We start from the raw sequence: 21285 nt of genomic DNA on the forward strand, positions 1-21285 counted from the left end.
AATTGGAGTGAGTGGATGAATTTTTCTTTTTTGCCCGATTATTGGGCTTATTTTAATTATGGTGCAATAGTTACTCTTATTATTGCAGTTTTTTCGGTTTTTTTGGGCAGTATATTAGGTGTTTTATTGGCTTTTGCACAAAGAAGTAAGTATAGTGTTTTGGTTTGGGCTGCTAATATCTATGTTTGGATTTTCCGTGGAACGCCGATGATTGTGCAGATTATGATTGCTTTTGCCATGACTCATTTCACAGCACCGACATTTCAACTGGGAATATTGACGGTAGATTTGACTCGCTTGATTCCAGGGATTATTGTGATTTCTATGAACTCAGGAGCTTATGTGTCTGAGACCGTACGTGCTGGGATCAATGCGGTTCCTAAAGGTCAATTAGAAGCAGCCTACTCACTGGGAATTCGTCCTAAACAAGCTATGCGCTACGTTATCATGCCACAGGCAATTAAAAATATTTTACCAGCCCTAGGGAATGAGTTTATAACTATTGTTAAAGATAGCTCGCTCTTGTCTACCATCGGTGTGATGGAGTTGTGGAACGGTGCCCAAACAGTACAGTCAACTTCCTACATTCCCCTAACGCCACTGATATTGGCGGCTAGTTACTATCTCGTCATGACCACCGTTTTGACAATGATGATTCAAGCATTTGAGAAGAAGTTGAGCAAGGGAGGGCAGATACATGGCTAACGCGATTATTTCGATTAAGGATTTACACAAATATTATAGTGAAAATGAAGTTTTGAAAGGGATTGATTTGGAGATCCAGCAAGGGCAGGTAGTTGTGATTATTGGCCCTTCTGGTTCAGGAAAATCAACCTTTCTGCGAACGATGAATTTGTTGGAAGTTCCTACCAAGGGAACGGTGACATTTGAGGGTGTTGATATTACAGACAAGTCCAATGATATTTTCAAAATGCGAGAAAAGATGGGGATGGTTTTTCAGCAGTTTAATCTGTTTCCCAATATGACCGTTTTAGAAAATATTACTCTTTCGCCTATTAAAACCAAAGGGCTTGCTAGGGAGGAGGCAGAGAAGAAAGCTTTGGCCTTGCTTGAAAAGGTCGGTTTGCCTGATAAGGCTCATGCCTATCCACAGAGTTTGTCAGGAGGGCAGCAACAACGGATTGCTATTGCACGTGGTCTAGCCATGGATCCAGATGTCTTGCTTTTTGATGAGCCTACTTCTGCCTTGGATCCTGAGATGGTTGGAGAAGTATTGGCAGTTATGCAGGATTTGGCTAGATCAGGTATGACAATGGTAATTGTAACGCACGAAATGGGCTTTGCTCGTGAAGTGGCAGACCGAGTGATTTTCATGGATGGTGGTGTTATTGTGGAAGACGGCACACCGGCAGAGGTTTTTGAATATGCCAAGGAAGAGCGAACCAAGGACTTTCTATCCAAGATCCTGTAGTCTGTTAGGCAGCGATTATCTGGATGGTAAAAAAATTTTCTGCTTGCTTTTGTGCTTGATTGAGTATATGTTACTTAAAACTCCGACAATGTTCGGAGTTTTTGCATTTGGAAGCTTTTGGTTGAAAGTAATGTAGTCAGACAGGCAGAATTAAGGTATAATGGAAAAAACTAGAGGAGAGTAAAGCATGAAGACGATTGATGGTAAGGCTTTGGCGGTTAAAATGCAGACTGCTTTGGCGGAAAAAACAGCTAGACTGAAGGCAGAACGGAACTTGGTGCCAGGGCTTGTCGTTATTTTGGTAGGTGAAAATCCAGCCAGTCAGGTTTATGTGCGTAATAAGGAGCGTTCAGCTCTAGCTGCGGGTTTTAAGAGCGAAGTTGTACGTGTGCCAGAAACCATTTCAGAAGTAGCCTTATTGGACTTAATTGCTAAATATAATCAAGATGAGACGTGGCATGGCATTTTGGTTCAGCTACCTTTACCGGATCACATTGATGAGGAAAAAGTACTCTTGGCGATTGCTCCCGAGAAAGATGTGGATGGTTTTCATCCGATGAATATGGGGCGTTTGTGGAGTGGTCATCCTGTAATGGTGCCTTGCACACCAGCAGGGATTATGGAGATGTTCAAAGAATATCAGATTGATTTAGCGGGTAAGTCAGCTCTGGTAATTGGACGTTCTAATATCGTTGGTAAGCCTATGGCTCAACTGCTGTTGGATGCCAATGCGACAGTAACGCTTGCCCATTCTCGAACAAAAAATTTACCAGAACTAGCTCGCCAAGCGGATATTCTAGTGGTAGCTATCGGCCGTGGACATTTTGTGACCAAGGACTTTGTTAAGCCAGGAGCAGTCGTGATTGATGTTGGGATGAATCGGGATGAAAATGGAAAACTAATTGGTGATGTTCAGTACGATGAAGTAGCAGAGGTAGCCAGCTTTATCACACCGGTTCCTGGAGGTGTCGGTCCAATGACTATTACCATGTTGTTAGAACAGACTTATGAAGCTTGTCTGAGGGCGCAACCATAGCTGTTTGTACACAATATTGATAGCTAGAGTCATCACTGCTGTAGATGTCTACTTGCTGGGGTGTTGTGGAAGTTATCTTATTTAAGATAAAGGATTTTTATTTTGTTGATTAGAAGTGAGAAAATCAGAGTAGGAGCGTTTAAGGAGACATCCTATCACCTATACCATAGTTTTTTATCTCACCTTCTTCTCCCCCTTATCATTTCTTGAAAGTCTATGCCGACCAGATTAGTGGTCGGTATTTTTATTATCGTTATTTAGTTTACTGTATTCTTCTAAGGACTGAGAAAACGTTGTTTTATTATACTAGCTTTGACTAGTGTATCCCTTCTCCAGAATGAGACTCTAGTTTCTTTGCTCCAACCTCCATCAGTTCATTCCACAGTGCTGGGTTTAAAAGTCAATGAGGCTTTAGTAGTTGCAGTTGGAAAGAAGGATTTTATCCTCTTATGAGATAAAAATTCCCCAGCCATGATGGCTGAGGAGAGGGTGAGAGTTTACGGATTTGGCACAGAGAAGGTGTCACCATGTGCTAAGTCACCATAGGTATAGCCTCGATAAAACCAGCGCTTGCGTTGTTCGGAGGTACCATGGGTGAAGCTATCTGGAACGGTATGGCCGTAAGATTCTTTTTGAAGAGTATCATCACCAACAGCGTGGGCAGCATTCATGGCTTCGTCAATGTCTCCTGCGTCTAGTAGCCCTTGGCCATCAACATATTTAGCCCAGGCCCCTGCATAGTAGTCTGCTTGTAATTCTAGACGGACAGTGAGTGCATTGGCCTCTTTGGTTGATACTGTAGCTCGTTTCTGGTGATAGGCACTAAGGATGTTCAATTCATTTTGTACATGGTGACCGACTTCATGAGCAATGACATAAGCCATTGCAAAGTCACCAGAAGCCTTATATTTACGTGATAATTCCTGATAGAAGGAAGTGTCAATATAGATTTTTCGGTCTGCTCCACAGTAGAACGGTCCAGCTTGAGCAGAACCAAGACCACAACCGGTTCTGGTTTGATTCGTGTAGAAAACGAGTGTTGGTGCTTTGTAGTTCAATCCATTCTTCTTAAATTCCTGTGTCCAAAAATCTTCCGTAGAGGCAAGAACTTTACTCATAAAGGTGGCATCTTGGTCAGAAAACGTGGTACCAGTAGTTGATACTTGACTAGATTGATAAGGATTGCTTCCCGTTGATGGAGATAGTAGTCCCCCAAGGTTGGATAGACCGCCAAAGGCTACTAGTAGGACAAGGACGACTAACTTTCCTCTCCACCCGAGACGAGAAAAGAGTAGACCTAATAACGCATTTCCACCTGAAGAACCAGTCGAGTAAGATTTCCCGGTACTGGGTTGCTCTCTACGATCTTCGATATTGGAACTTTTTCTCAAATCATCTGTTTTCATAAAAATCTCCTTAGAAGTTGTATTTACCAGCAAAATACCTCAGCTTTTCGCTCACAAGTAAGTTTTTAAAGGATCGCCTCAAAAATGTGACGAGGAATGTGGTATGAAAGCTGTCGAGTTGAGCGCTTTTGCTGTAAATACGGATTCTTGTAATCTTTTAAAACTATTATATAGTAAAACTTCGAAAAAAAACACAGGAAAGCGATCCGAATATATGTGTATCTTCTGTATAATAGTGCAAAATTTGGTATAATGGTAAGGAAGCAGACGGAAGGAGTAGGCATGGTTGAATATTTATCGGTTAGTCATCTAACGAAGTATTTGAAATTAAAATTTGACCGAGATCCCTATTTAGAGAGGGTGTACTTGACAGGGCAAGTATCCAATTTCCGCAAGCGGCCGACCCATCAATACTTTTCGCTCAAGGATGATAAGGCGGTTATTCAGGCTACTGTGTGGGCTGGAGTTTACAAGGGATTGGGTTTTGACTTAGAAGAAGGAATGAAGGTCAATGTTGTTGGTCGTGTTCAACTCTACGAGCCGAGCGGATCTTACTCCATTGTGATTGAAAAAGCTGAGCCAGACGGTATCGGTGCCTTAGCAATTAAGTTTGAGCAGCTCAAGCAGTCCTTGACACAGGAAGGGGTGTTTAAGCAAGAATTTAAGCAAGCTCTGCCTCGATTTACAAAGAAAATTGGAGTTATTACCAGTCCAAGTGGTGCAGTCATTCAAGATATTATCACAACGGTCAAACGTCGTTTTCCGGGGGTAGAAATTGTTCTTTATCCGACCAAGGTGCAAGGAGAAGGAGCAGCCCAAGAGGTTGTTGCAAATATCCAAAGAGCTAATGAACGCGGTGACTTGGATGTACTCATCGTTGGTCGTGGAGGAGGTTCTATTGAGGACCTTTGGGCTTTCAATGAGGAAGTGGTGGTTCGAGCTATTTTTGAATCCCGCATTCCTATTATCTCTAGTGTGGGGCATGAAACGGATACGACCTTAGCAGACTTTGTGGCAGATAGGCGGGCAGCAACACCGACTGCTGCGGCAGAAATGGCTACTCCGATTACAAAGGCAGATTTGTTGGGCTATTTAGGTCAACAGGAAAATCGAGCTTATCAAGCTATGACGAATCGGATAAAATTTCGGAGAAGTCAGTTGGAAAAGATTTGTCAATCGGTTATCTTTCGTCAACCAGAGCGACTCTATGATGGCTATTTGCAGAAATTGGATCGTCTAAGCCATCAACTTCAGATGCGGACGAAGGAAGTATTTCATCAGCAAAAGCAAGCGAGCCTCTTGTTGAACCAACGCTTACGGGGCGTACAACTAAGGCAAAAAGTAGCGGTTTTTCAGGAGAAAATTCGTCAGCAAGAACGGCTGCTGAAAAGCAATATGGCCAATATTTATGATAATAAAATGTCCAGAGCAGACAAGTTGATTGAAGCCTTGACCATGCTGGATACCAGTCGGATTATTGCTCGTGGTTATGCCATTGTCATACAAAATGGCTGTGTGTTAGATAGTGTGGAAACAATTAAAACAGGTGAGAGTGCAATCATCCAAATGAAGGATGGACAGTTGAATGTGGAGGTAAATCATGTCCAAAAAAACGAAGACATTTGAAGAAAATTTAGCAGAACTGGAAGAAATCGTGACCAAATTGGAGCAGGGGGATGTGGCTTTGGAAGAAGCGCTAGCCGAGTTTCAAAAAGGAATGGTTCTATCAAAAGACCTACAAAAAACATTGGCCGAAGCAGAAAAAACGTTGGTAAAAGTTATGCAAGCGGATGGCACCGAAACGGAGTTGGCATAATGGTTGCAGATAAATTGCACCTTTTAGAGAAGACTATGGCAGCCTTTTATCAACCTCAATTGGCTGAGCAGCTTAATCAGTCGGTTCTCTATTCGCTTCAAGCGGGAGGAAAGCGGATTCGTCCTTTGCTTTTGCTGACCATTTTAGAAGCCTTTGGTGTAGAATTGCTACCCGCTCACTATCAGGTGGCAGCCTGTGTGGAGCTGATTCATACAGGTAGTCTTATCCACGATGATCTTCCTGCTATGGACAATGATGATTATCGGCGTGGCTGTCTGACCAACCATAAAGTCTATGGTGAGGCAATAGCAATCTTAGCTGGTGATAGTCTGTTTTTAGATGCATTTGGTTTTCTAGCACAGGTAGATTTGCCGGATGTAATCCTTGTCTCCCTTATCAAGGAACTATCCCAGGCTTCAGGAACTTTCGGAATGGTTGCAGGGCAGGCCTTGGATATGGCTGGTGAAGGTCAGAGTTTATCGTTGGAACAATTACAGGCAATCCATGCCAATAAAACGGGTAAATTGCTGGCTTTTCCATTTGTTGCAGCGGGATTGATTGCAGAAAAAAATGGGCAAGTGTTGCAGCATTTGCGCCAGATAGGTCAATTAGTTGGTTTAGCTTTTCAGGTGCGGGATGATATTTTGGATGTGACAGCAACTTTTGAGGAGATTGGTAAGACACCTCAGAAAGATTTGTTGGTGGAAAAATCCACCTACCCAGCCTTACTGGGCTTAGAACCTTCAAAAGTTTTTCTAGAAGAAACTCTGAACCAAGCAGTTAGTGAGCTAGATAAGGTGGCAAATCTGGTTCCATTTTCAACCGAAAAAATAAAAGAAATGATAGAAAGTTTACGGATCAATGCCTAAGGAAAGAGTAGATGTATTGGCTTTTAAACAAGGACTTTTTGAGACTAGAGAGCAGGCCAAGCGCGGTGTAATGGCAGGTTTGGTCATTTCTGTTGTAAATGGCGAACGCTATGACAAGCCGGGTGAAAAGATTGATGAAGGAGTTGAACTCAAACTAAAAGGAGAAAAACTCAAGTATGTTAGTCGTGGTGGTCTAAAATTGGAAAAAGCCTTGCAGGTATTTAGCATTTCAGTTGAAGGGCAGACAACGATTGACATTGGTGCATCAACCGGTGGATTTACAGATGTTATGTTGCAATCTGGTGCTAAGCAGGTCTATGCTGTTGATGTAGGAACCAATCAGCTCGCTTGGAAATTGCGTCAAGATGAACGCGTCATCAGCATGGAGCAGTATAATTTTCGGTATGCTGAGCTGAAAGATTTTTCTGCTGGTCAACCTAGTTTTGCTTCAATTGATGTTAGTTTTATTTCGTTGAGTCTTATTTTACCAACCTTACACGGAATCTTGATGGACGGTGGTCAAGTCGTTGCTTTGGTAAAACCGCAGTTTGAGGCAGGGCGTGAGCAGATTGGTAAGAATGGAATTGTCAAAGATAAGGCTGTTCACTTGAAAGTTTTGGAATATGTAGCAGTCATAGCAGTTGAAAACGGCTTTTCAGTCAAAGCGTTCAGCTTTTCGCCAGTCCAAGGTGGACATGGCAATATCGAATTTTTAGCTCATTTAGAAAAATCACCTCAGCCCAGTCAGATTGAAAAACAAAAACTAATAGATACAGTTTATCAAGCGCATAAGGAATTTAAAAAAGATGAATAAACGAGAACGCTTAGAAATAATTAAGGATTTAGTGGTTCGCTTTCCCATTGATAGACAAGAAGAGATTGTTGAACGCTTGGAGGCAATGGGAGTCACTGCGACACAGGCAACGGTTTCACGTGATATTAAGGAGTTGGGGATTATTAAAATTCCATCAGCAGATAAGGGATATATTTACGGTTTGCCAAAGACAGGGCGTGTTAAAGCCAAAACACAGAATGTTTTGGACGTATCGGTGATGGACAAGATGATTCATCTCCGTCTGGTTCCAGGGAGTTCGGCAGTTGTAAAGCGTCAGATTTGGGAACAGTTTCAGACGCATATTTTTTCCATCATTGCTGACGATGATAGTATCTTGCTCATCGTTGCAGAAGAGCAGATTGTTCCGCAGATAGAGCGAACCGTTAGAAGGTGGTAAGCATGTTATTGGAAGTGTCCATAAAAAATTTCGCTATCATTGAGCAGGTGTCGCTAAATTTTGAGAATGGAATGACGATTCTGTCGGGTGAAACTGGTGCGGGTAAGTCCATTATCATTGATGCTATGAATCTGATGCTAGGTGCACGGGCAACGACAGATGTGATTCGTCATGGAGCGCCCAAGGCTGAGATTGAAGGGCTTTTCTCTTTTGAGAATAGCAGAGCGATAGAGCAGATTTTGGCTGAGCAGGGAATTGAAGTTACAGAAGAGTTGATTATTCGAAGGGAGATCCTCCCTAATGGTCGTTCTGTTAGTCGAGTTAATGGACAGATGGTCAATCTGTCTGTCTTAAAACAAATTGGCCAGCACTTGGTGGATATTCATGGTCAGCACGACCAAGAAGAGTTGATGAAGTCTCAACATCATATCCGGCTTCTAGATAGTTTTGGGGAAGATGAGTTTTGGATGCTCAAAGATCGTTATCAGGAGGTATTTGAGGCCTATCGTAACCTCCGCAAACGGGTTTTTGAAAAACAAAAAAATGAGCAGGAACACAAGGCTCGAATTGAGATGTTAGAGTATCAGATTGCTGAAATTGAAGCAGCAGATTTAAAAGCTGGTGAGGATGTTCAGCTCCAACAAGAACGAGATAAACTCCTCAATCACAAGCAAATTGCTGACACCCTGACGAATGCTTATGCTCTTTTAGATAATGAAGACTTTTCAAGTCTAAATAATCTACGCTCAGCCATGAGCGATTTGCAGAGTCTGGAAGAATTTGACCCTGATTATAAATTTTTATCAACCAGCCTTACGGAAGCCTATTACGTGGTCGAAGATGTGACCAAACGTCTGGGAGATGTCGTTGATAACTTAGACTTTGATGGTCATCGTCTGCTACAGTTGGAGCATCGTCTTGATTTACTCGGGACAATTACTCAAAAATATGGAGGGACAGTTGATGATGTTCTAACCTATTTTGAAAAGATCACTGAGGAATACAATCATTTGACAGGGAATGACCTATCTGGGGATGACTTGGAAATCCAGCTTAAAATCTTGGAAAAAGAATTGGTTGATTTAGCCAGTCAACTTAGTCAGGCACGTCATGAATTGGCTCTAACCTTGGAAGATATTATTCGCCAAGAATTGCAAGACTTATACATGGAAAAGGCGCGCTTCCAAGTTCGTTTTTCCAAGGGGAAATTTAATCGTGAAGGCAATGAAACAGTTGAATTTTATATCTCAACCAACCCCGGTGAAGACTTTAAGCCTTTAGTAAAGGTAGCTTCAGGAGGGGAATTATCCCGATTGATGTTAGCTATCAAATCAGCCTTTGCTCGCAAGGAAGGAAAGACCTCCATCGTCTTTGATGAAGTGGATACGGGTGTATCTGGTCGAGTAGCCCAGGCTATTGCTCAGAAAATTTATAAAATAGGACAATACGGTCAAGTTTTGGCTATCTCTCATTTACCGCAGGTAATTGCCATTGCCGACTATCAGTTCTTTATTGAAAAAGTATCTGATGAGCATACGACAGTTTCTCATGTGCGTTTATTAGCTAAAGAAGAAAGAATTGAGGAAATTGCCAAGATGTTGGCTGGTGACAAGGTTACCGAAGCGGCCCGCAATCAGGCTAGAGAGTTAGTTGAAAAAGGTTAGGAGACTAGCCTTTTTTTAAGTATACAATGGGGGAATAATTAAAGATACAGAAAAGTACTTATGGAAAATAAAATACGTTACTCTGTAAAAAATACCTTGATTACTTTTTTAGACGTATCATTCTCGAAATGACTATAATGGTAAAACTAAAAACTATTTAAGTACATTCTTAGCCGGCTTATTGGCATTTTCGACTGTTTCAATAAATATAAAGTGAAACAATAGTAATTGTATTCATGAGGAAAAAGTTTTAGTAAGATAATTGGGTAGAGAGTTGATGATAAGTAGGCGAAAATATATTTTATACATTAGTCATTGCTTTTTCTCAGTTTATTTTATTCCTTGATTCGCCTTTCTGAAACTGTAGTAACACTCTTTGAGTAGTCTATCCTATCTTCGCTATTGAATTCTTTTGTTCAACGGTGGTATGTTCCTCTTTAGTAGATGTTTGAAAATTTTAGTGCATTTTATCAGAGTATTTGCCACAGTTTCCTTGATTCTTATATGCGATAAACTCATTTTTTGCGAGAGAAGAGTCCTCTATGCAGGTTTTAATTTCCGTTGTTATTTACTGATTGTATAGATGTCTTTCTGATAGTCATTGTTTATGACTTGACTGTGTGCAAGTTTATTTTTCAGGTAGAATTTGTTATAATGGAAAACAAAGCTGAAAAGAGTTGAGGGTGAAGTATGACAAAGATTAAGATTGTTACAGATTCAAGTACAACCATTGAACCTCATTTGATAGAAGAACTGGACATTACGGTGGTTCCTTTATCCGTTATGGTTGATGGTGTCGTCTATTCTGACAGTGACTTAAAAGAAGGCGAATTTTTGAGGTTAATGCAAGAGGCAAAAAACCTACCTAAGACTAGTCAGCCACCTGTTGGGCTCTTTGCAGAGATGTTTGGTGAGTTATCCAGAGATGGTAGTCAAATTATAGCGATTTTACTTTCTCATGCCCTGTCCGGAACAGTGGAGGCGGCTCGTCAGGGAGCTATCTTATCGGGTGCTGATGTCACTATATTGGATTCTAGCTTTACAGATCAGGCAGAGAAATTTCAAGTTGTTGAAGCAGCTCGCTTGGCAAAAGCAGGGGCAGGTAAGGAAGAGATTCTTGCAAGCCTTGAAGCAATAAAAGATAAAACAGAGTTGTATATCGGTGTGTCAACTCTAGAAAATCTGGTTAAGGGAGGACGTGTTGGCCGAGTTCAGGGAATGTTGAGTAGTTTGCTCAATATTCGAGTAATTATGGAGATGAAAGATCATCAGCTAACTCCTGTTGTGAAAGGCCGTGGACACAAAACCTTTAAAAAATGGTTGGAGGAGTTTGCAGTAAGTTTAGCGGATAAAAATGTTGTAGAAATAGGAATTTCCTACTCTGGAGTAGCTGATTTTGCAAATGAAATAAAGGGGCAGCTTCAAACATACGTAGCAAAAGATATTTCTGTTTTAGAAACAGGAGCGATTATTCAGACCCATACTGGTGAGGGAGCTTGGGCGATTTTAATCCGTTATGAGTGATAGGTAATTGAGTTAGGATACCTGATTTATCTTTCTATAGTTTAAAAATTAAAAACATTTACCTCCCTTTAAAAGAGTTGTAGATATTTTCTTTTGTAAAAATATTTGATTCTAAGCCAGTTCAGGTGTAGTTTTGGCTGGCAAATTTAGACGGTATAGAAAGATGGATCATTGACTAGTATAACAGCTCAGTTATGGAAAGTACTTATAGGAAAATAAAGTAAATTAGCATTAAAAACTTGACCAAATGCCTAAAATTCGGTACTATATAATAGTGAGTGATAACTCAGAAATTTATTGGAGGACTTAGCAAATGGCTAATAAACAAGACTTGATTGCAAAAGTTGCAGAAGCAACTTCATTAACTAAAAAGGATTCAGCAGCAGCTGTTGATGCTGTAGTTGCAGCGTTAACTGATTACCTTGTAGCTGGTGAAAAAGTGCAGTTGATTGGTTTTGGTAACTTTGAAGTTCGTGAGCGTTCAGCACGTAAAGGTCGCAACCCACAAACTGGTAAAGAAATTGAAATCGCAGCTTCAAAAGTTCCAGTATTCAAAGCTGGTAAAGCTCTTAAGGAAGCTGTAAAATAATTCAGCTCTAAAAAACCTATTGTATCAACGTTTCTACGTTGATACAATAGGCTTTTTTTGTGTTTAGGGGGCAAATAAGGGGCAAAACTTTAGTAGTTTTCCATGATTTCAGTCACATTTGCCTTGAGTTTCTTGGTGACATGGGTGTAAATTTGGGTTGTTGTCTTAGCGTCTGCATGCCCTACACGGTCCATGATAGCTTTCAAGGGAACTCTGTTTTCTGCTAGACGACTGACAAGGGTATGACGGAAGATATGGCTTATTATTTGCTTTGAACTAACTTTTTAATATGCAACTGTTAGCAAACTGTAAATTGACTATAAATCAAAAATCGGAATCAATGGCTTGATTCGCAAGGCATTGAGGGTATCTTGTTGACTATTCTTATTCCTTTGTCTATACTTATACTATTACCAGAGCAGATAGAGGAGAGCGTTTCTCTATGTAATCGACACAGAGAAACGCTAGCTCTTAGGAGTTTGGTTAAGAATTACGAAAAGGCGAAAGGATATGCGAGCTTTTTCGACAACGTGATGACACTATTTGACAAATTGTTTATTAGAAGAGAGGAGAAAGATGGGGATTGATTTTGAAACATCTATCCGTTGGATGATGGATCGTGTAGGTCGTGTGACTTACTCCATGGACTATCGTAACGGTCCGGATAGCTATGATTGTTCTAGCGCAGTCTATTACGCTCTCACGGCTGGCGGGGCTATTTCTGCTGGTTGGGCAGTCAATACTGAATACGAGCATGACTGGCTAATGAATAACGGATTTGAGTTGGTTGCAGAAAATACAGCTTGGGATGCAAAATGTGGTGACATCTTCATCTGGGGTAGACGCGGGGAGTCAGCCGGAGCTGGTGGACATACGGGTATTTTTGTTGATGGTGATAACATCATTCATTGCAATTATGCTCATAACGGTATTAGCGTAAACGAACATGATGCGACTTGGTCTTATGCAGGACGTCCATATTACTATGTTTATCGCTTGAAAGACCAATCCGAAACTACTACATCCAATCAAGAGACAGATGAGGAACTAGCTCAAGAAGTCATCGCTGGCCTGCATGGATTTGGAGAAGAACGCAAGTACTCGCTAGGATCTCGCTATGATGCAGTTCAGGCAAAGGTTAACGAAATACTCAATGGAGGTCCAAATGCGGCTGAGGAATCACCGGTGGTTCAACTTAAAGAAGATGGGGACTTAAGCTTTAATGGCGCTATCCTCAAAAAATCTATCCTAGATACCATTCTTAAAAAATGTGCTGAGTACGACATCCTGCCATCCTATGCCATCACAGTTTTACACTTTGAGGGTCTTTGGGGAGCTTCGGCCATTGGTAAAGCGGATAATAACTGGGGCGGTATGACCATGAACTCGGATGTGGACACCATTCAGCGCCCAAGTGGTGTAACAGTAACTAGAGGCATTGCTCGCCCATCAAATGAGGGAGGTTACTACATGCACTACGCAACGATTGAGGACTTCTTGACAGATTGGTTCTATCTGTTGCGTGCTGGTGGTTCTTACAAGGTATCAGGAGCTAAGACATTCTCAGAAGCTGTCAAGGGCATGTTCCAAGTTGGTGGTGCTGTCTACGACTATGCGGCAGCTGGTTATGATAACTATTTAGTCGGTATGGCCAGTCGTTTGAAAGCGATTGAGGCTGAGAATGGTTCACTTGAAAAGTTTGACACAGTTGCTGATATTGGGAACAGTAGCAGAGATCAGATCGATGTCAATATTGAAGGAATTGAGGTCATTATCAACGGTATAACCTATAAACTAGAAAAGAAACCTGTCTAATATAAAGTAAGTCCTTTGGAAAATATCCAGAGGACTTTTTGTTATCGAGAATCAAGTGTTCACTATATTGTTATCTGGACAATGAAAAAACCAGTCATAACAGACTGGCTTTCAGGAGATTTATGAAAAATTTTAGGATATGTCTATAGTATAAAGGATTTTTCAGATTTTTCATCGGTCTTTAGACCTATTTTGTAAAAAAATAAATATGTGATATAATAGGAAAAACTCAGAAGGAGCCATAATATGACTATTCGTATAGCTAATCAGTCTGATATTCCAAGTCTTGTTGGCTTGTTACAAGATATTTTGCAGGTTCATCATCAGGCGCGTCCAGATATTTTTAAAAGTTCCGGTCAAAAATTTTCAGAAGCTGACTTGATTGACTTGCTAGAGCAGCCTAATAAGCCAGTTTTTGTCTACGAACTGGATGGACAAGTAGTAGGGCATCTTTTCTGTGAACTGTCCAGCGTAAAAAATGGTACGTTAGAGCCGATAAAAACTTTGTTTATTGATGATTTATGCGTGGCTAACTCAGTTCGTGGGCAAAGAATCGGAGAGCAACTATATGACTTTGCTTTTTCCTATGCCAAGGAACAAGGATGTTATAATGTCACTTTAGATGTTTGGGCAGATAATACTAGAGCAGTTCGCTTTTATGAACGGCTGGGAATGAAACCACAGAAGCTGCGCATGGAACAATTCTGTGACTGATACCTGCTGAAAATAAAAATAATAGATGTCGATTTAGTTGATTTCCAAACTTCAAAGGTCCTCAAGTCTTTGGAGCTAATTGTAGCTTTTTTTCGTTGAGTAGAAAAAAGGGGCACTAAGCCTCTTTTAATTCGTCCTCAATTTTACCAGTAAACGTTGAGCGGTTTCTAAGTTACTGTGCTTTTCCTTACGAAGAAGCTGGGCAAGAGTGTCTACTTCATGGTCTTCAGCTCCTGCTAAAAGAGCTAGGGATTTTGCATGTAATTTCATGTGACCTGCTTGGATACCAGATGTTACCAAAGCTCGTAAGGCAGCAAAATTTTGGCATAGCCCAACAGAAGCAATAATCGCAGCGAGTTGACGTGCTTTAGGTTGCTCCAGGAGTTCAAAAGCGACCGCTACTTTGGGGTTTAGTCCGATAGAACCACCGACAGAAGCAATCGGCAGGGGCAAAGTGATGGAACCAATCAAACTTTCCCCCTCAATCCGCCAGATGGATAGCCCACGGTATAGCCCATCACGGCAAGCATAGGCATGAGCTCCAGCTTCCATAGCCCGCCAGTCGTTACCTGTTGCTATGACTACTGCATCAATTCCATTGAAAATCCCCTTATTATGGGTTGCTGCACGATAAGGGTCAAGTTGCGCTAACTTACTGGCTAGGGCTATTTTTTTTGCAGTTTCTTGGGCAATAGCAGAGTTATTAGCAAGGCTGGAAATTGCTATGTGACACTCTGCAGTGATCAGGGATTCTGTTGCATAATTGGATAGGATTCCCATAAGCGCCTGTCCTTGGCTGAGTTTCTCTAAGTCATTCTTGATGGCCTCCAACATAGTATTGAGAATATTCGCTCCCATGGCTTCTTGAACATCCACTTGTAGGTAGACGATGAGAAACTCATCCTTACTTTCAATCGTTAGTTCACAAGCACCTCCACCACGCTGAACAATAGAAGGGTGGGCTTGATTGGCAGTTTCAAGAATGGTTGCCTTTTGCTCCAAAATGGCTTTTTTTGCTTGACCATGGTCTGAAACATCAAATAGAGCTACTTGCCCGATCATTATACGGTTGTGAATATAGGTTGAACATCCACCTGACCTAGCAATCATTTTCGCTCCCAAAGATACTGCAGCAACGACAGATGGCTCCTCTGTCACCATCGGAACGATATAAGAATGACCGTCCACAACTAGCTCTGGTAGGACAGAGAAAGGAAGAGAAAAGGTTCCTAGATGATTTTCTGTCATCTTTCCAGCAATCTGCTCGGAAAGATTGGTGTCATTTGTCAGACAGTCTAGACTTTTTCCTGAAAATGGTCTGTAGCTATGGAGGAGGTCGATACGCTCCTGACGTGTTTTTTTGTAGAATCCTGAGAAATGAGACATAGTTTCTTCTTTCTATAAAGATACAAAAAGCCCCTGGCTAGGCCAAGGTGCCAGAATAGTTAGTCTTAACGTTTATCTTTTACCGTATCAAAAATGAGGAAGCCTTGCTTCCTATTTTTTAGCTTCAGCCTTGTACAATTTATTGGCTGTGGAAGAGAGGTGATAAAATTACAATGAATCAAGAGGCTTTTCTGTAGAGAAAAAGCTAATTCCATCTAGTTTTTGCGATAAATTCTCTTATGCTTATCAACCTTGATAAGGGAAAAAGTGCTGTGATCTACCGGCAAATCACTAGAAGTTCCGGTCTCGTCTAGTGAAAGTTCTTCAAAGAAGATATTCTCGTACTCCTCAACACTGAGTTTTGTACGTTGGTTGAGTCTATGAAGACGATCTTGTTCTAATTGATTTAAGTAGCCCTCAACTAGGTAGCCGCTAAAAATCTCACAGACAGCTCCACTACCGTAGCTGTAAAAGAGAATCTGGTCCTCTGCCTTTAAAACTCTGCTATTTTCCAAAAGAGAAAGGAGCGAGAGAAAGATAGAACCCGTGTAGATGTTTCCAACTATTTTATTGTAAACGATTGCTTCTTGGAATCGCTCTGTTAGGTTGGTTAGAGTTTCCTGATCCTGTGCAATAGCTTGCAATCCTTTGAGTCCTTGTTTGGAGAAAGGAATGTGCAAGCACATAGCTGCAAAATCTTTGAGTTTCTTACTGGTTCTTTGTTGGTAATAATCAAAGGTTGTCGTGAGGCAATCCGTATATTGCTCAGTCGAAAACTTACCATCAACACGTGGATACTTATCGTAGTTTGGTCTCCAAAAGTCGTAGATATCGCGAGTTTGGCAGACATTGTCATTATTGAGTACTAGGATACGAGGATTGGCAGTAACCAGCATAGCCACGGCACCGGCTCCTTGAGTCGGTTCGCCACCAGAAGCAATACCATATTTGGCAATATCGCTAGCGATAACCAATACTTTGGACTTTGGGAATTGAGCAATATGACTTTTAGCTAAACTGAGACCAGCAGTTGCTCCATAGCAAGCTTCTTTCATCTCGATGGAGCGAGCAAAAGGCTGGATGCCCAACAGATTGTGAATGGAGACAGCTGCTGCCTTACTCTGATCTACACTTGACTCAGTTCCAACGATGACCATATCAATGGTTTTCTTGTCTTCTTCTGTCAAAATAGCTTCTGCAGCTTGGGCACCTAATGTGACAATATCTTGGGTGATGGGTGCTACAGCCATTTCAGACTGGAGAAGACCGATTTTAAATTTATTAGGGTCAATATTGCGGGCTAAGGCTAAGTCAGCCAAATCTAAAACATAATCGGGTGCCGCAAAACCGATTTTATCAATACCGATATTCATAATTTATCCTTTGTATAATAAGTTAGGGGTAGCTTATTTGTGCATTGGAGATGATAAGTGAGATACCTTGACCACCTCCAATGCAGAGGGCACAGAGACCGAGTTTCTTTTCTTGCTTGGTTAATTCATGAATCAAGGTGACCAAGATTCTACTTCCACTGGCTCCAATGGGATGACCAAGAGCAATAGCTCCGCCATTGACATTGACTTTTTCAGGGTTAACCCCTAGTTCAGCTATGATTGGGAGTGATTGGGCAGCGAAGGCTTCATTAAACTCAAATAGGTCAATCTCTTCAATTGATTTTCCAATTTTTTCAAGTGCTTTTTGACTCGCAGTAATGGGACCAAGTCCCATATAAGCAGGGTCTAAGCCACTGGTTGCATAAGATTCTATGTAAGCAAGAGGCTGTATGTTGAGTTCATTGGCCTTGTCCTCAGACATGAGAACCAAAACAGCACAACCATCGTTGATACCAGAAGCATTCCCGGCAGTGACTGTTCCGCCATCTTTAAAAGCAGGTCGTAGTGTTGCTAGTTTTTCAAGTGACGTTAGGCGAGGATATTCGTCTGTATCAAAAATTGTTTCTCCTTTTCTAGAGACTAGAGGGATAGGAACAATCTCATCCTTGAAGCGTCCTTCTGAAATAGCTTTGGCAGCTTTTTTCTGGCTAGCGTAGGCAAATGCATCTTGTTCCTTGCGACCAATGTGGTATTGTTCAGCAATATTCTCGGCAGTGATACCCATGTGATAGCGATGAAATGCATCAGTCAAACCATCTGTTAAAATGGAATCTTCCAAATTGAGATGTCCAAGCTTGCCACCGAAACGACTGTTTTTTGATAGGTAGGGAGCTTGGCTCATGATCTCGATTCCGCCAGCCACTACGACATCATTATCGCCAACGAGGATGGATTGGGTTGCTAGTAAGATAGATTTTAGTCCAGATCCACAGACCTTATTGACTGCGTAAGCAGGAGTTGTTTGTGGAAGTCCGGCACGCAAAGCAATCTGTCGGGCGATATTTTGTCCCTGTCCAGATGAGAGAACATTTCCGAAGATAACTTCATCTACGCAATCTGTCGGTATATGTTTGTTTGTTAAGGCTGCCCTTAGGATCTGTGCACCTAACTCAGCAATTTCAATATCTTTCAGACTGCCTCCGAAGCTGCCAATGGCAGAACGGTAGGCAGACACGATAGTTACTTTCTTCATGATAACTCCTATGCTGGTTATCGTTTGAAAACGATCTCCTTCGTATTGTTAAACTCAGGCAGTAAATCCTTCAAACGATTGTTATGGGAACTGTCGTGTTCAGCCTTACTATTATACCATTATTTTGTCTTTTTTCTAAGAAGAAAGATAGGTCTGGAGACCGAATTTGTAGACGAGGATAATGAAAGCGTACACAGCTTGTGGAAAGACTGGCATTTTTTTACCTTTTCGTGTAAAATAGAAGGGTATCAGAGGGAAACCTCAAAATGTTAAAGGAGAATCCATAAATGGTAAAATTGGTTTTTGCTCGCCATGGTGAGTCTGAGTGGAACAAGGCTAACCTTTTCACTGGTTGGGCTGATGTTGATTTGTCTGAAAAAGGTACACAACAGGCGATTGATGCTGGTAAGTTAATTAAGGAAGCAGGTATTGAATTTGATCTTGCTTTCACATCAGTGTTGAAACGTGCAATTAAGACAACAAACTTGGCTCTTGAAGCAGCGGATCAATTGTGGGTGCCAGTTGAAAAATCATGGCGCTTAAACGAGCGTCACTATGGTGGTTTGACAGGTAAAAACAAAGCAGAAGCAGCAGAACAATTCGGTGATGAGCAAGTTCACATCTGGCGTCGTTCATACGATACATTGCCACCTGCAATGGCGAAAGACGATGAGCATTCAGCACACACTGACCGTCGCTATGCACACCTTGACGACTCAGTTATCCCAGATGCAGAAAACTTGAAAGTAACGCTTGAGCGTGCTCTTCCATTCTGGGAAGATAAGATTGCTCCTGCATTGAAAGATGGTAAGAATGTGTTTGTAGGTGCACACGGTAACTCTATTCGTGCTCTTGTTAAACACATCAAACAACTGTCTGATGACGAAATCATGGATGTAGAAATTCCAAACTTCCCACCACTGGTATTTGAATTGGATGACAAATTGAACATTGTTTCAGAATACTATCTTGGTAAGTAACATCCTTTTTGGAGGATGGTTCGCCTCGTTCTGCTTTGCAGACGAGGCTTTTGGTTTTCTTGGAGGCAACAAGTCAGTATTTTTTGCGATAGTATGCTATACTAATGGTAGTTTATGAAAAAATAAGGAGAAGGTTATGGCTAGCAAAAAAATGTTACATGCCTGTTTGCGTGTTGAAAATTTAGAAGCATCGCAACGATTTTATGAGGAAGCATTTGGTTTTAAGGAGACCCGTCGCAAGGATTATCCAGAACATAAGTTTACCCTCGTTTACTTGGCGCTTGAGGGAGATGAATTTGAAGTCGAATTGACGTATAATTATGATCATGGACCTTATACAGTAGGGGATGGTTTCTCGCATCTAGCTCTTTCTTCGGATGATTTAGAAGGCGATAATGCTAGACATAAGGAATTGGGCTATCCAACAACAGATATTAAGGGATTGCCGGGAAGTCCAGGTCATTATTATTTTGTTACAGACCCAGATGGTTACCGTGTGGAAGTTATTCGAGCAGACTAATGTGAGAAAGATTGCTTAGGCAGTCTTTTTTTGTATGGGAAGAGTTCTTGTACAAATAGGGAGTATTTGGATTTTTCTAAGCAGGTAGACACGAACCTTTTATGGAGTATTCTTGACAATGGCTTGCAAATCATTTAGCATAGTTCTTATATATGTTTACGTGAGAGGTTATAGTATGAGAAAATTTTTTTGGCTGGGAGTAAATATTGCCCTTATTGGAATGATTGTTGGTCTAGGTTTTTGGCTATTTACAGAGGTTCAAGATAGACAAATAAGACAGTTTATTGAAGAGAAGCAAGAGACTATCCTTTCTGAGGGAAAGGTGAACGTTCAAGAGGGAAACATTGGTACCACACATGTTGTGATGGCCTTACCAACGGATAACTCTGGTCGGGTGATTGGTTCCGTTGAAAGTCGGATGCTTTCCTATGTTCAAAAGCGTTTTGGACATAAAAAACCAGTTGGAAAAATAGATGAGTTGGTATTTATATCTGCAAAAGAAGCAGAGACTAGCTTTACAGGTGTAAAGGCGCGTGATATTCAAGCAGAGCAGTATAAGGTGGAATATTTACAGATTAAAAAGCAAGAAAATCTGTCAGCAGAGTCGGTACTGTTAACAGAAGACAATCAGTTATTCACTCTGGAAAAGTTTTTGCCTGATTTATCAGCAGCAAGAAAAATTATGGTAGCACACTTGAAGGAAGACTTGCAGGCAAAAGGAATGACAAAAGCTGAGTCAGAAGGGATTATAGCTAAGTTCAATAATTTGGATTTGAATACCTTGTCCTTTACCTACAAGGAAAAACAACTGTTTCTACAATTTCCCGATCAGTCCTTTGGCATCGATCATTTAAAAGTACCAATTTCGGATTTATACCCAGTAGTAAAGAGTAACTACCTCGCAGAGTCAGATAAGACTGGTTATGATGAGTATGTCGCAAAGCAAGTTGATAAAAAACAATTACGTCAGATTGCTTTGACATTTGATGACGGTCCAAACTCCAATACGACGCCAGTTGTCTTGGATTTGTTGAAAAAATACAATGCTAAGGCGACCTTCTTTGTTATAGGTAGAGCTATTGCAGGCAATGAAGCTATTCTTCGCAGAATGGTAGCAGAGGGACATGTAATCGCCAACCATACTTGGAACCATCCTGATTTGGTGACACTTTCGCCGGAGCTAGTGCGCAAGGAAATTCAAGATACCCAAGCAGCTATTAAGGAAGCGGCTGGGGTTGTACCGACCATGGTTCGTCCTCCTTATGGTACAATCAACCAATCGGTCGTTGATCAGATAGGATTGCCATCTATCTATTGGTCAGTTGACTCAAAGGACTGGCAAAGTCGCAATCCGCAAGCAATTTTGAATGAGATAAAGGCTCAGACCCATCCAGGAAGTATCATTCTTATGCATGATATTCATCAGCCAACGGTTGATAGTCTGGAATCTGTCTTACAATTTCTAACAAGTGAGCGCTATAATATGGTGACGGTGCCAGATTTGCTCGGGTCTAACCTTAATCCTAAGCATATCTACTATTCCCAAGAATCACCTGGTCCAGTGCATTAAAAGGGAATAAGAGGAAAGAATACAAAAAGCGAATAACCTAGGATGCTGAGGAGTAGAAAACTAGGTTATTCGCTTTTTACAATTGCATCCTTTCTTTTTATACATAACACATGACAAAAATTAAAATCACAGATGAGGATGAATCT

The 21285-nt window shown here is 41.2% G+C and carries 20 protein-coding genes and 1 pseudogene; 16 read left to right on the plus strand and 5 right to left on the minus strand.

What is annotated here, in order from left to right; genetic code table 11:
- Nucleotides 1–15 precede the first annotated feature (15 nt).
- The 3 genes from SR187_RS02370 (at nt 16) to SR187_RS02380 (ending at nt 2468) form a co-directional block, all read left to right on the plus strand.
- The gene (locus tag SR187_RS02370; protein WP_120171387.1) at nt 16–705 is read left to right on the plus strand and encodes an amino acid ABC transporter permease; all 690 of its coding nucleotides are present in this window, start codon (nt 16–18) and stop codon (nt 703–705) included.
- A complete protein-coding gene (locus SR187_RS02375; protein ID WP_120171388.1) occupies nt 698–1432 on the plus strand; it encodes an amino acid ABC transporter ATP-binding protein in 735 nt (244 codons plus the stop codon). Before SR187_RS02370 ends, SR187_RS02375 begins: the two co-directional genes overlap by 8 nt.
- A gap of 187 nt (nt 1433–1619) precedes the next feature.
- The gene (locus tag SR187_RS02380) at nt 1620–2468 is read left to right on the plus strand and encodes a bifunctional methylenetetrahydrofolate dehydrogenase/methenyltetrahydrofolate cyclohydrolase (RefSeq protein ID WP_120171389.1); all 849 of its coding nucleotides are present in this window, start codon (nt 1620–1622) and stop codon (nt 2466–2468) included.
- 497 nt (nt 2469–2965) lie between these two features.
- Here SR187_RS02380 and ypfJ read toward each other — a convergent pair whose 3' ends face one another.
- Complete coding sequence (ypfJ, locus tag SR187_RS02385) at nt 2966–3874, minus strand: KPN_02809 family neutral zinc metallopeptidase (protein WP_120171390.1); 909 nt, start codon at nt 3872–3874, stop codon at nt 2966–2968.
- 282 nt (nt 3875–4156) lie between these two features.
- Here ypfJ and xseA point away from each other — a divergent pair, with 282 nt between their 5' ends.
- The 8 genes from xseA (at nt 4157) to SR187_RS02425 (ending at nt 11568) form a co-directional block, all read left to right on the plus strand.
- Nucleotides 4157–5500, plus strand: coding sequence for an exodeoxyribonuclease VII large subunit (gene xseA / locus SR187_RS02390; RefSeq protein WP_120171391.1), 1344 nt, complete (start codon nt 4157–4159; stop codon nt 5498–5500).
- The gene (locus tag SR187_RS02395) at nt 5475–5690 is read left to right on the plus strand and encodes an exodeoxyribonuclease VII small subunit (RefSeq protein ID WP_024532460.1); all 216 of its coding nucleotides are present in this window, start codon (nt 5475–5477) and stop codon (nt 5688–5690) included. Before xseA ends, SR187_RS02395 begins: the two co-directional genes overlap by 26 nt.
- Nucleotides 5690–6559 carry a polyprenyl synthetase family protein gene (locus SR187_RS02400; RefSeq protein ID WP_120171392.1) on the plus strand — a complete coding sequence of 290 codons (870 nt, stop codon included), beginning with the start codon at nt 5690–5692 and terminating at the stop codon, nt 6557–6559. Before SR187_RS02395 ends, SR187_RS02400 begins: the two co-directional genes overlap by 1 nt.
- Entirely contained in the window at nt 6552–7373 is an 822-nt protein-coding gene (locus SR187_RS02405; protein ID WP_120171393.1) for a TlyA family RNA methyltransferase, read from the plus strand. The genes SR187_RS02400 and SR187_RS02405 overlap by 8 nt, the downstream gene beginning before the upstream one ends.
- Complete coding sequence (locus tag SR187_RS02410) at nt 7366–7791, plus strand: arginine repressor (protein ID WP_024532463.1); 426 nt, start codon at nt 7366–7368, stop codon at nt 7789–7791. The genes SR187_RS02405 and SR187_RS02410 overlap by 8 nt, the downstream gene beginning before the upstream one ends.
- Before the next feature lie 2 nt (nt 7792–7793).
- Nucleotides 7794–9455 (plus strand): DNA repair protein RecN, encoded by a 1662-nt coding sequence (recN, locus tag SR187_RS02415; protein ID WP_120171394.1) that lies wholly within the window; start codon nt 7794–7796, stop codon nt 9453–9455.
- Between the two features lie 690 nt (nt 9456–10145).
- Nucleotides 10146–10979: a DegV family protein gene (locus SR187_RS02420; protein WP_120171395.1), complete on the plus strand. Its 834-nt coding sequence runs from the start codon at nt 10146–10148 to the stop codon at nt 10977–10979.
- Nucleotides 10980–11292: 313 nt separating this feature from the next.
- The gene (locus SR187_RS02425; RefSeq protein WP_024532466.1) at nt 11293–11568 is read left to right on the plus strand and encodes an HU family DNA-binding protein; all 276 of its coding nucleotides are present in this window, start codon (nt 11293–11295) and stop codon (nt 11566–11568) included.
- Between the two features lie 89 nt (nt 11569–11657).
- Here the strand turns inward: SR187_RS02425 and SR187_RS02430 are convergent.
- Nucleotides 11658–11843, minus strand: a pseudogene (locus tag SR187_RS02430) (tyrosine-type recombinase/integrase); the annotation flags it as partial.
- A 301-nt stretch (nt 11844–12144) separates the two neighbouring features.
- Here SR187_RS02430 and SR187_RS02440 point away from each other — a divergent pair.
- Nucleotides 12145–13383 carry a peptidoglycan amidohydrolase family protein gene (locus SR187_RS02440; RefSeq protein WP_120171396.1) on the plus strand — a complete coding sequence of 413 codons (1239 nt, stop codon included), beginning with the start codon at nt 12145–12147 and terminating at the stop codon, nt 13381–13383.
- Nucleotides 13384–13629: 246 nt separating this feature from the next.
- Complete coding sequence (locus tag SR187_RS02445) at nt 13630–14097, plus strand: GNAT family N-acetyltransferase (RefSeq protein ID WP_024532448.1); 468 nt, start codon at nt 13630–13632, stop codon at nt 14095–14097.
- A gap of 126 nt (nt 14098–14223) precedes the next feature.
- Here the strand turns inward: SR187_RS02445 and SR187_RS02450 are convergent, their stop codons facing one another.
- From SR187_RS02450 to SR187_RS02460, 3 genes are all read right to left on the minus strand, one after another.
- Nucleotides 14224–15483 carry a hydroxymethylglutaryl-CoA reductase, degradative gene (locus tag SR187_RS02450; protein ID WP_120171397.1) on the minus strand — a complete coding sequence of 420 codons (1260 nt, stop codon included), beginning with the start codon at nt 15481–15483 and terminating at the stop codon, nt 14224–14226.
- A 215-nt stretch (nt 15484–15698) separates the two neighbouring features.
- Nucleotides 15699–16856 carry a hydroxymethylglutaryl-CoA synthase gene (locus tag SR187_RS02455; protein ID WP_120171398.1) on the minus strand — a complete coding sequence of 386 codons (1158 nt, stop codon included), beginning with the start codon at nt 16854–16856 and terminating at the stop codon, nt 15699–15701.
- Between the two features lie 22 nt (nt 16857–16878).
- A complete protein-coding gene (locus SR187_RS02460; protein ID WP_120171399.1) occupies nt 16879–18069 on the minus strand; it encodes an acetyl-CoA C-acetyltransferase in 1191 nt (396 codons plus the stop codon).
- A 287-nt stretch (nt 18070–18356) separates the two neighbouring features.
- On the opposite strand from SR187_RS02460, the gene SR187_RS02465 reads away from it, so the two are divergent.
- The 3 genes from SR187_RS02465 to SR187_RS02475 all read left to right on the plus strand — a co-directional run bounded on the left by SR187_RS02465 (nt 18357) and on the right by SR187_RS02475 (nt 21139).
- On the plus strand, nt 18357–19049 hold the full coding sequence (locus SR187_RS02465; RefSeq protein ID WP_024532444.1) for a phosphoglycerate mutase: 693 nt from the start codon (nt 18357–18359) through the stop codon (nt 19047–19049).
- Between the two features lie 136 nt (nt 19050–19185).
- The gene (gene gloA, locus SR187_RS02470) at nt 19186–19569 is read left to right on the plus strand and encodes a lactoylglutathione lyase (protein ID WP_024532443.1); all 384 of its coding nucleotides are present in this window, start codon (nt 19186–19188) and stop codon (nt 19567–19569) included.
- Between the two features lie 175 nt (nt 19570–19744).
- Nucleotides 19745–21139 (plus strand): polysaccharide deacetylase family protein, encoded by a 1395-nt coding sequence (locus SR187_RS02475; protein ID WP_120171400.1) that lies wholly within the window; start codon nt 19745–19747, stop codon nt 21137–21139.
- Nucleotides 21140–21285 lie beyond the last annotated feature (146 nt).

The organism is Streptococcus ruminantium (assembly GCF_003609975.1).
In the GTDB taxonomy this organism is placed as follows: domain Bacteria; phylum Bacillota; class Bacilli; order Lactobacillales; family Streptococcaceae; genus Streptococcus; species Streptococcus ruminantium.

Bases quoted from the DNA above. Each gene is read 5' to 3' on its own strand.
- SR187_RS02375 (WP_120171388.1), top strand. From the start codon at position 698: ATGGCTAACGCGATTATTTCGATTAAGGATTTACACAAATATTATAGT.
- recN (WP_120171394.1), top strand. From the start codon at position 7,794: ATGTTATTGGAAGTGTCCATAAAAAATTTCGCTATCATTGAGCAGGTG.
- SR187_RS02380 (WP_120171389.1), top strand. From the start codon at position 1,620: ATGAAGACGATTGATGGTAAGGCTTTGGCGGTTAAAATGCAGACTGCT.
- SR187_RS02370 (WP_120171387.1), top strand. From the start codon at position 16: ATGAATTTTTCTTTTTTGCCCGATTATTGGGCTTATTTTAATTATGGT.
- xseA (WP_120171391.1), top strand. From the start codon at position 4,157: ATGGTTGAATATTTATCGGTTAGTCATCTAACGAAGTATTTGAAATTA.
- SR187_RS02420 (WP_120171395.1), top strand. From the start codon at position 10,146: ATGACAAAGATTAAGATTGTTACAGATTCAAGTACAACCATTGAACCT.
- SR187_RS02460 (WP_120171399.1), bottom strand. From the start codon at position 18,069: ATGAAGAAAGTAACTATCGTGTCTGCCTACCGTTCTGCCATTGGCAGC.
- SR187_RS02400 (WP_120171392.1), top strand. From the start codon at position 5,690: ATGGTTGCAGATAAATTGCACCTTTTAGAGAAGACTATGGCAGCCTTT.
- SR187_RS02425 (WP_024532466.1), top strand. From the start codon at position 11,293: ATGGCTAATAAACAAGACTTGATTGCAAAAGTTGCAGAAGCAACTTCA.
- SR187_RS02395 (WP_024532460.1), top strand. From the start codon at position 5,475: ATGTCCAAAAAAACGAAGACATTTGAAGAAAATTTAGCAGAACTGGAA.
- gloA (WP_024532443.1), top strand. From the start codon at position 19,186: ATGGCTAGCAAAAAAATGTTACATGCCTGTTTGCGTGTTGAAAATTTA.
- SR187_RS02440 (WP_120171396.1), top strand. From the start codon at position 12,145: ATGGGGATTGATTTTGAAACATCTATCCGTTGGATGATGGATCGTGTA.
- SR187_RS02410 (WP_024532463.1), top strand. From the start codon at position 7,366: ATGAATAAACGAGAACGCTTAGAAATAATTAAGGATTTAGTGGTTCGC.
- SR187_RS02465 (WP_024532444.1), top strand. From the start codon at position 18,357: ATGGTAAAATTGGTTTTTGCTCGCCATGGTGAGTCTGAGTGGAACAAG.
- ypfJ (WP_120171390.1), bottom strand. From the start codon at position 3,874: ATGAAAACAGATGATTTGAGAAAAAGTTCCAATATCGAAGATCGTAGA.
- SR187_RS02455 (WP_120171398.1), bottom strand. From the start codon at position 16,856: ATGAATATCGGTATTGATAAAATCGGTTTTGCGGCACCCGATTATGTT.
- SR187_RS02475 (WP_120171400.1), top strand. From the start codon at position 19,745: ATGAGAAAATTTTTTTGGCTGGGAGTAAATATTGCCCTTATTGGAATG.
- SR187_RS02405 (WP_120171393.1), top strand. From the start codon at position 6,552: ATGCCTAAGGAAAGAGTAGATGTATTGGCTTTTAAACAAGGACTTTTT.
- SR187_RS02445 (WP_024532448.1), top strand. From the start codon at position 13,630: ATGACTATTCGTATAGCTAATCAGTCTGATATTCCAAGTCTTGTTGGC.
- SR187_RS02450 (WP_120171397.1), bottom strand. From the start codon at position 15,483: ATGTCTCATTTCTCAGGATTCTACAAAAAAACACGTCAGGAGCGTATC.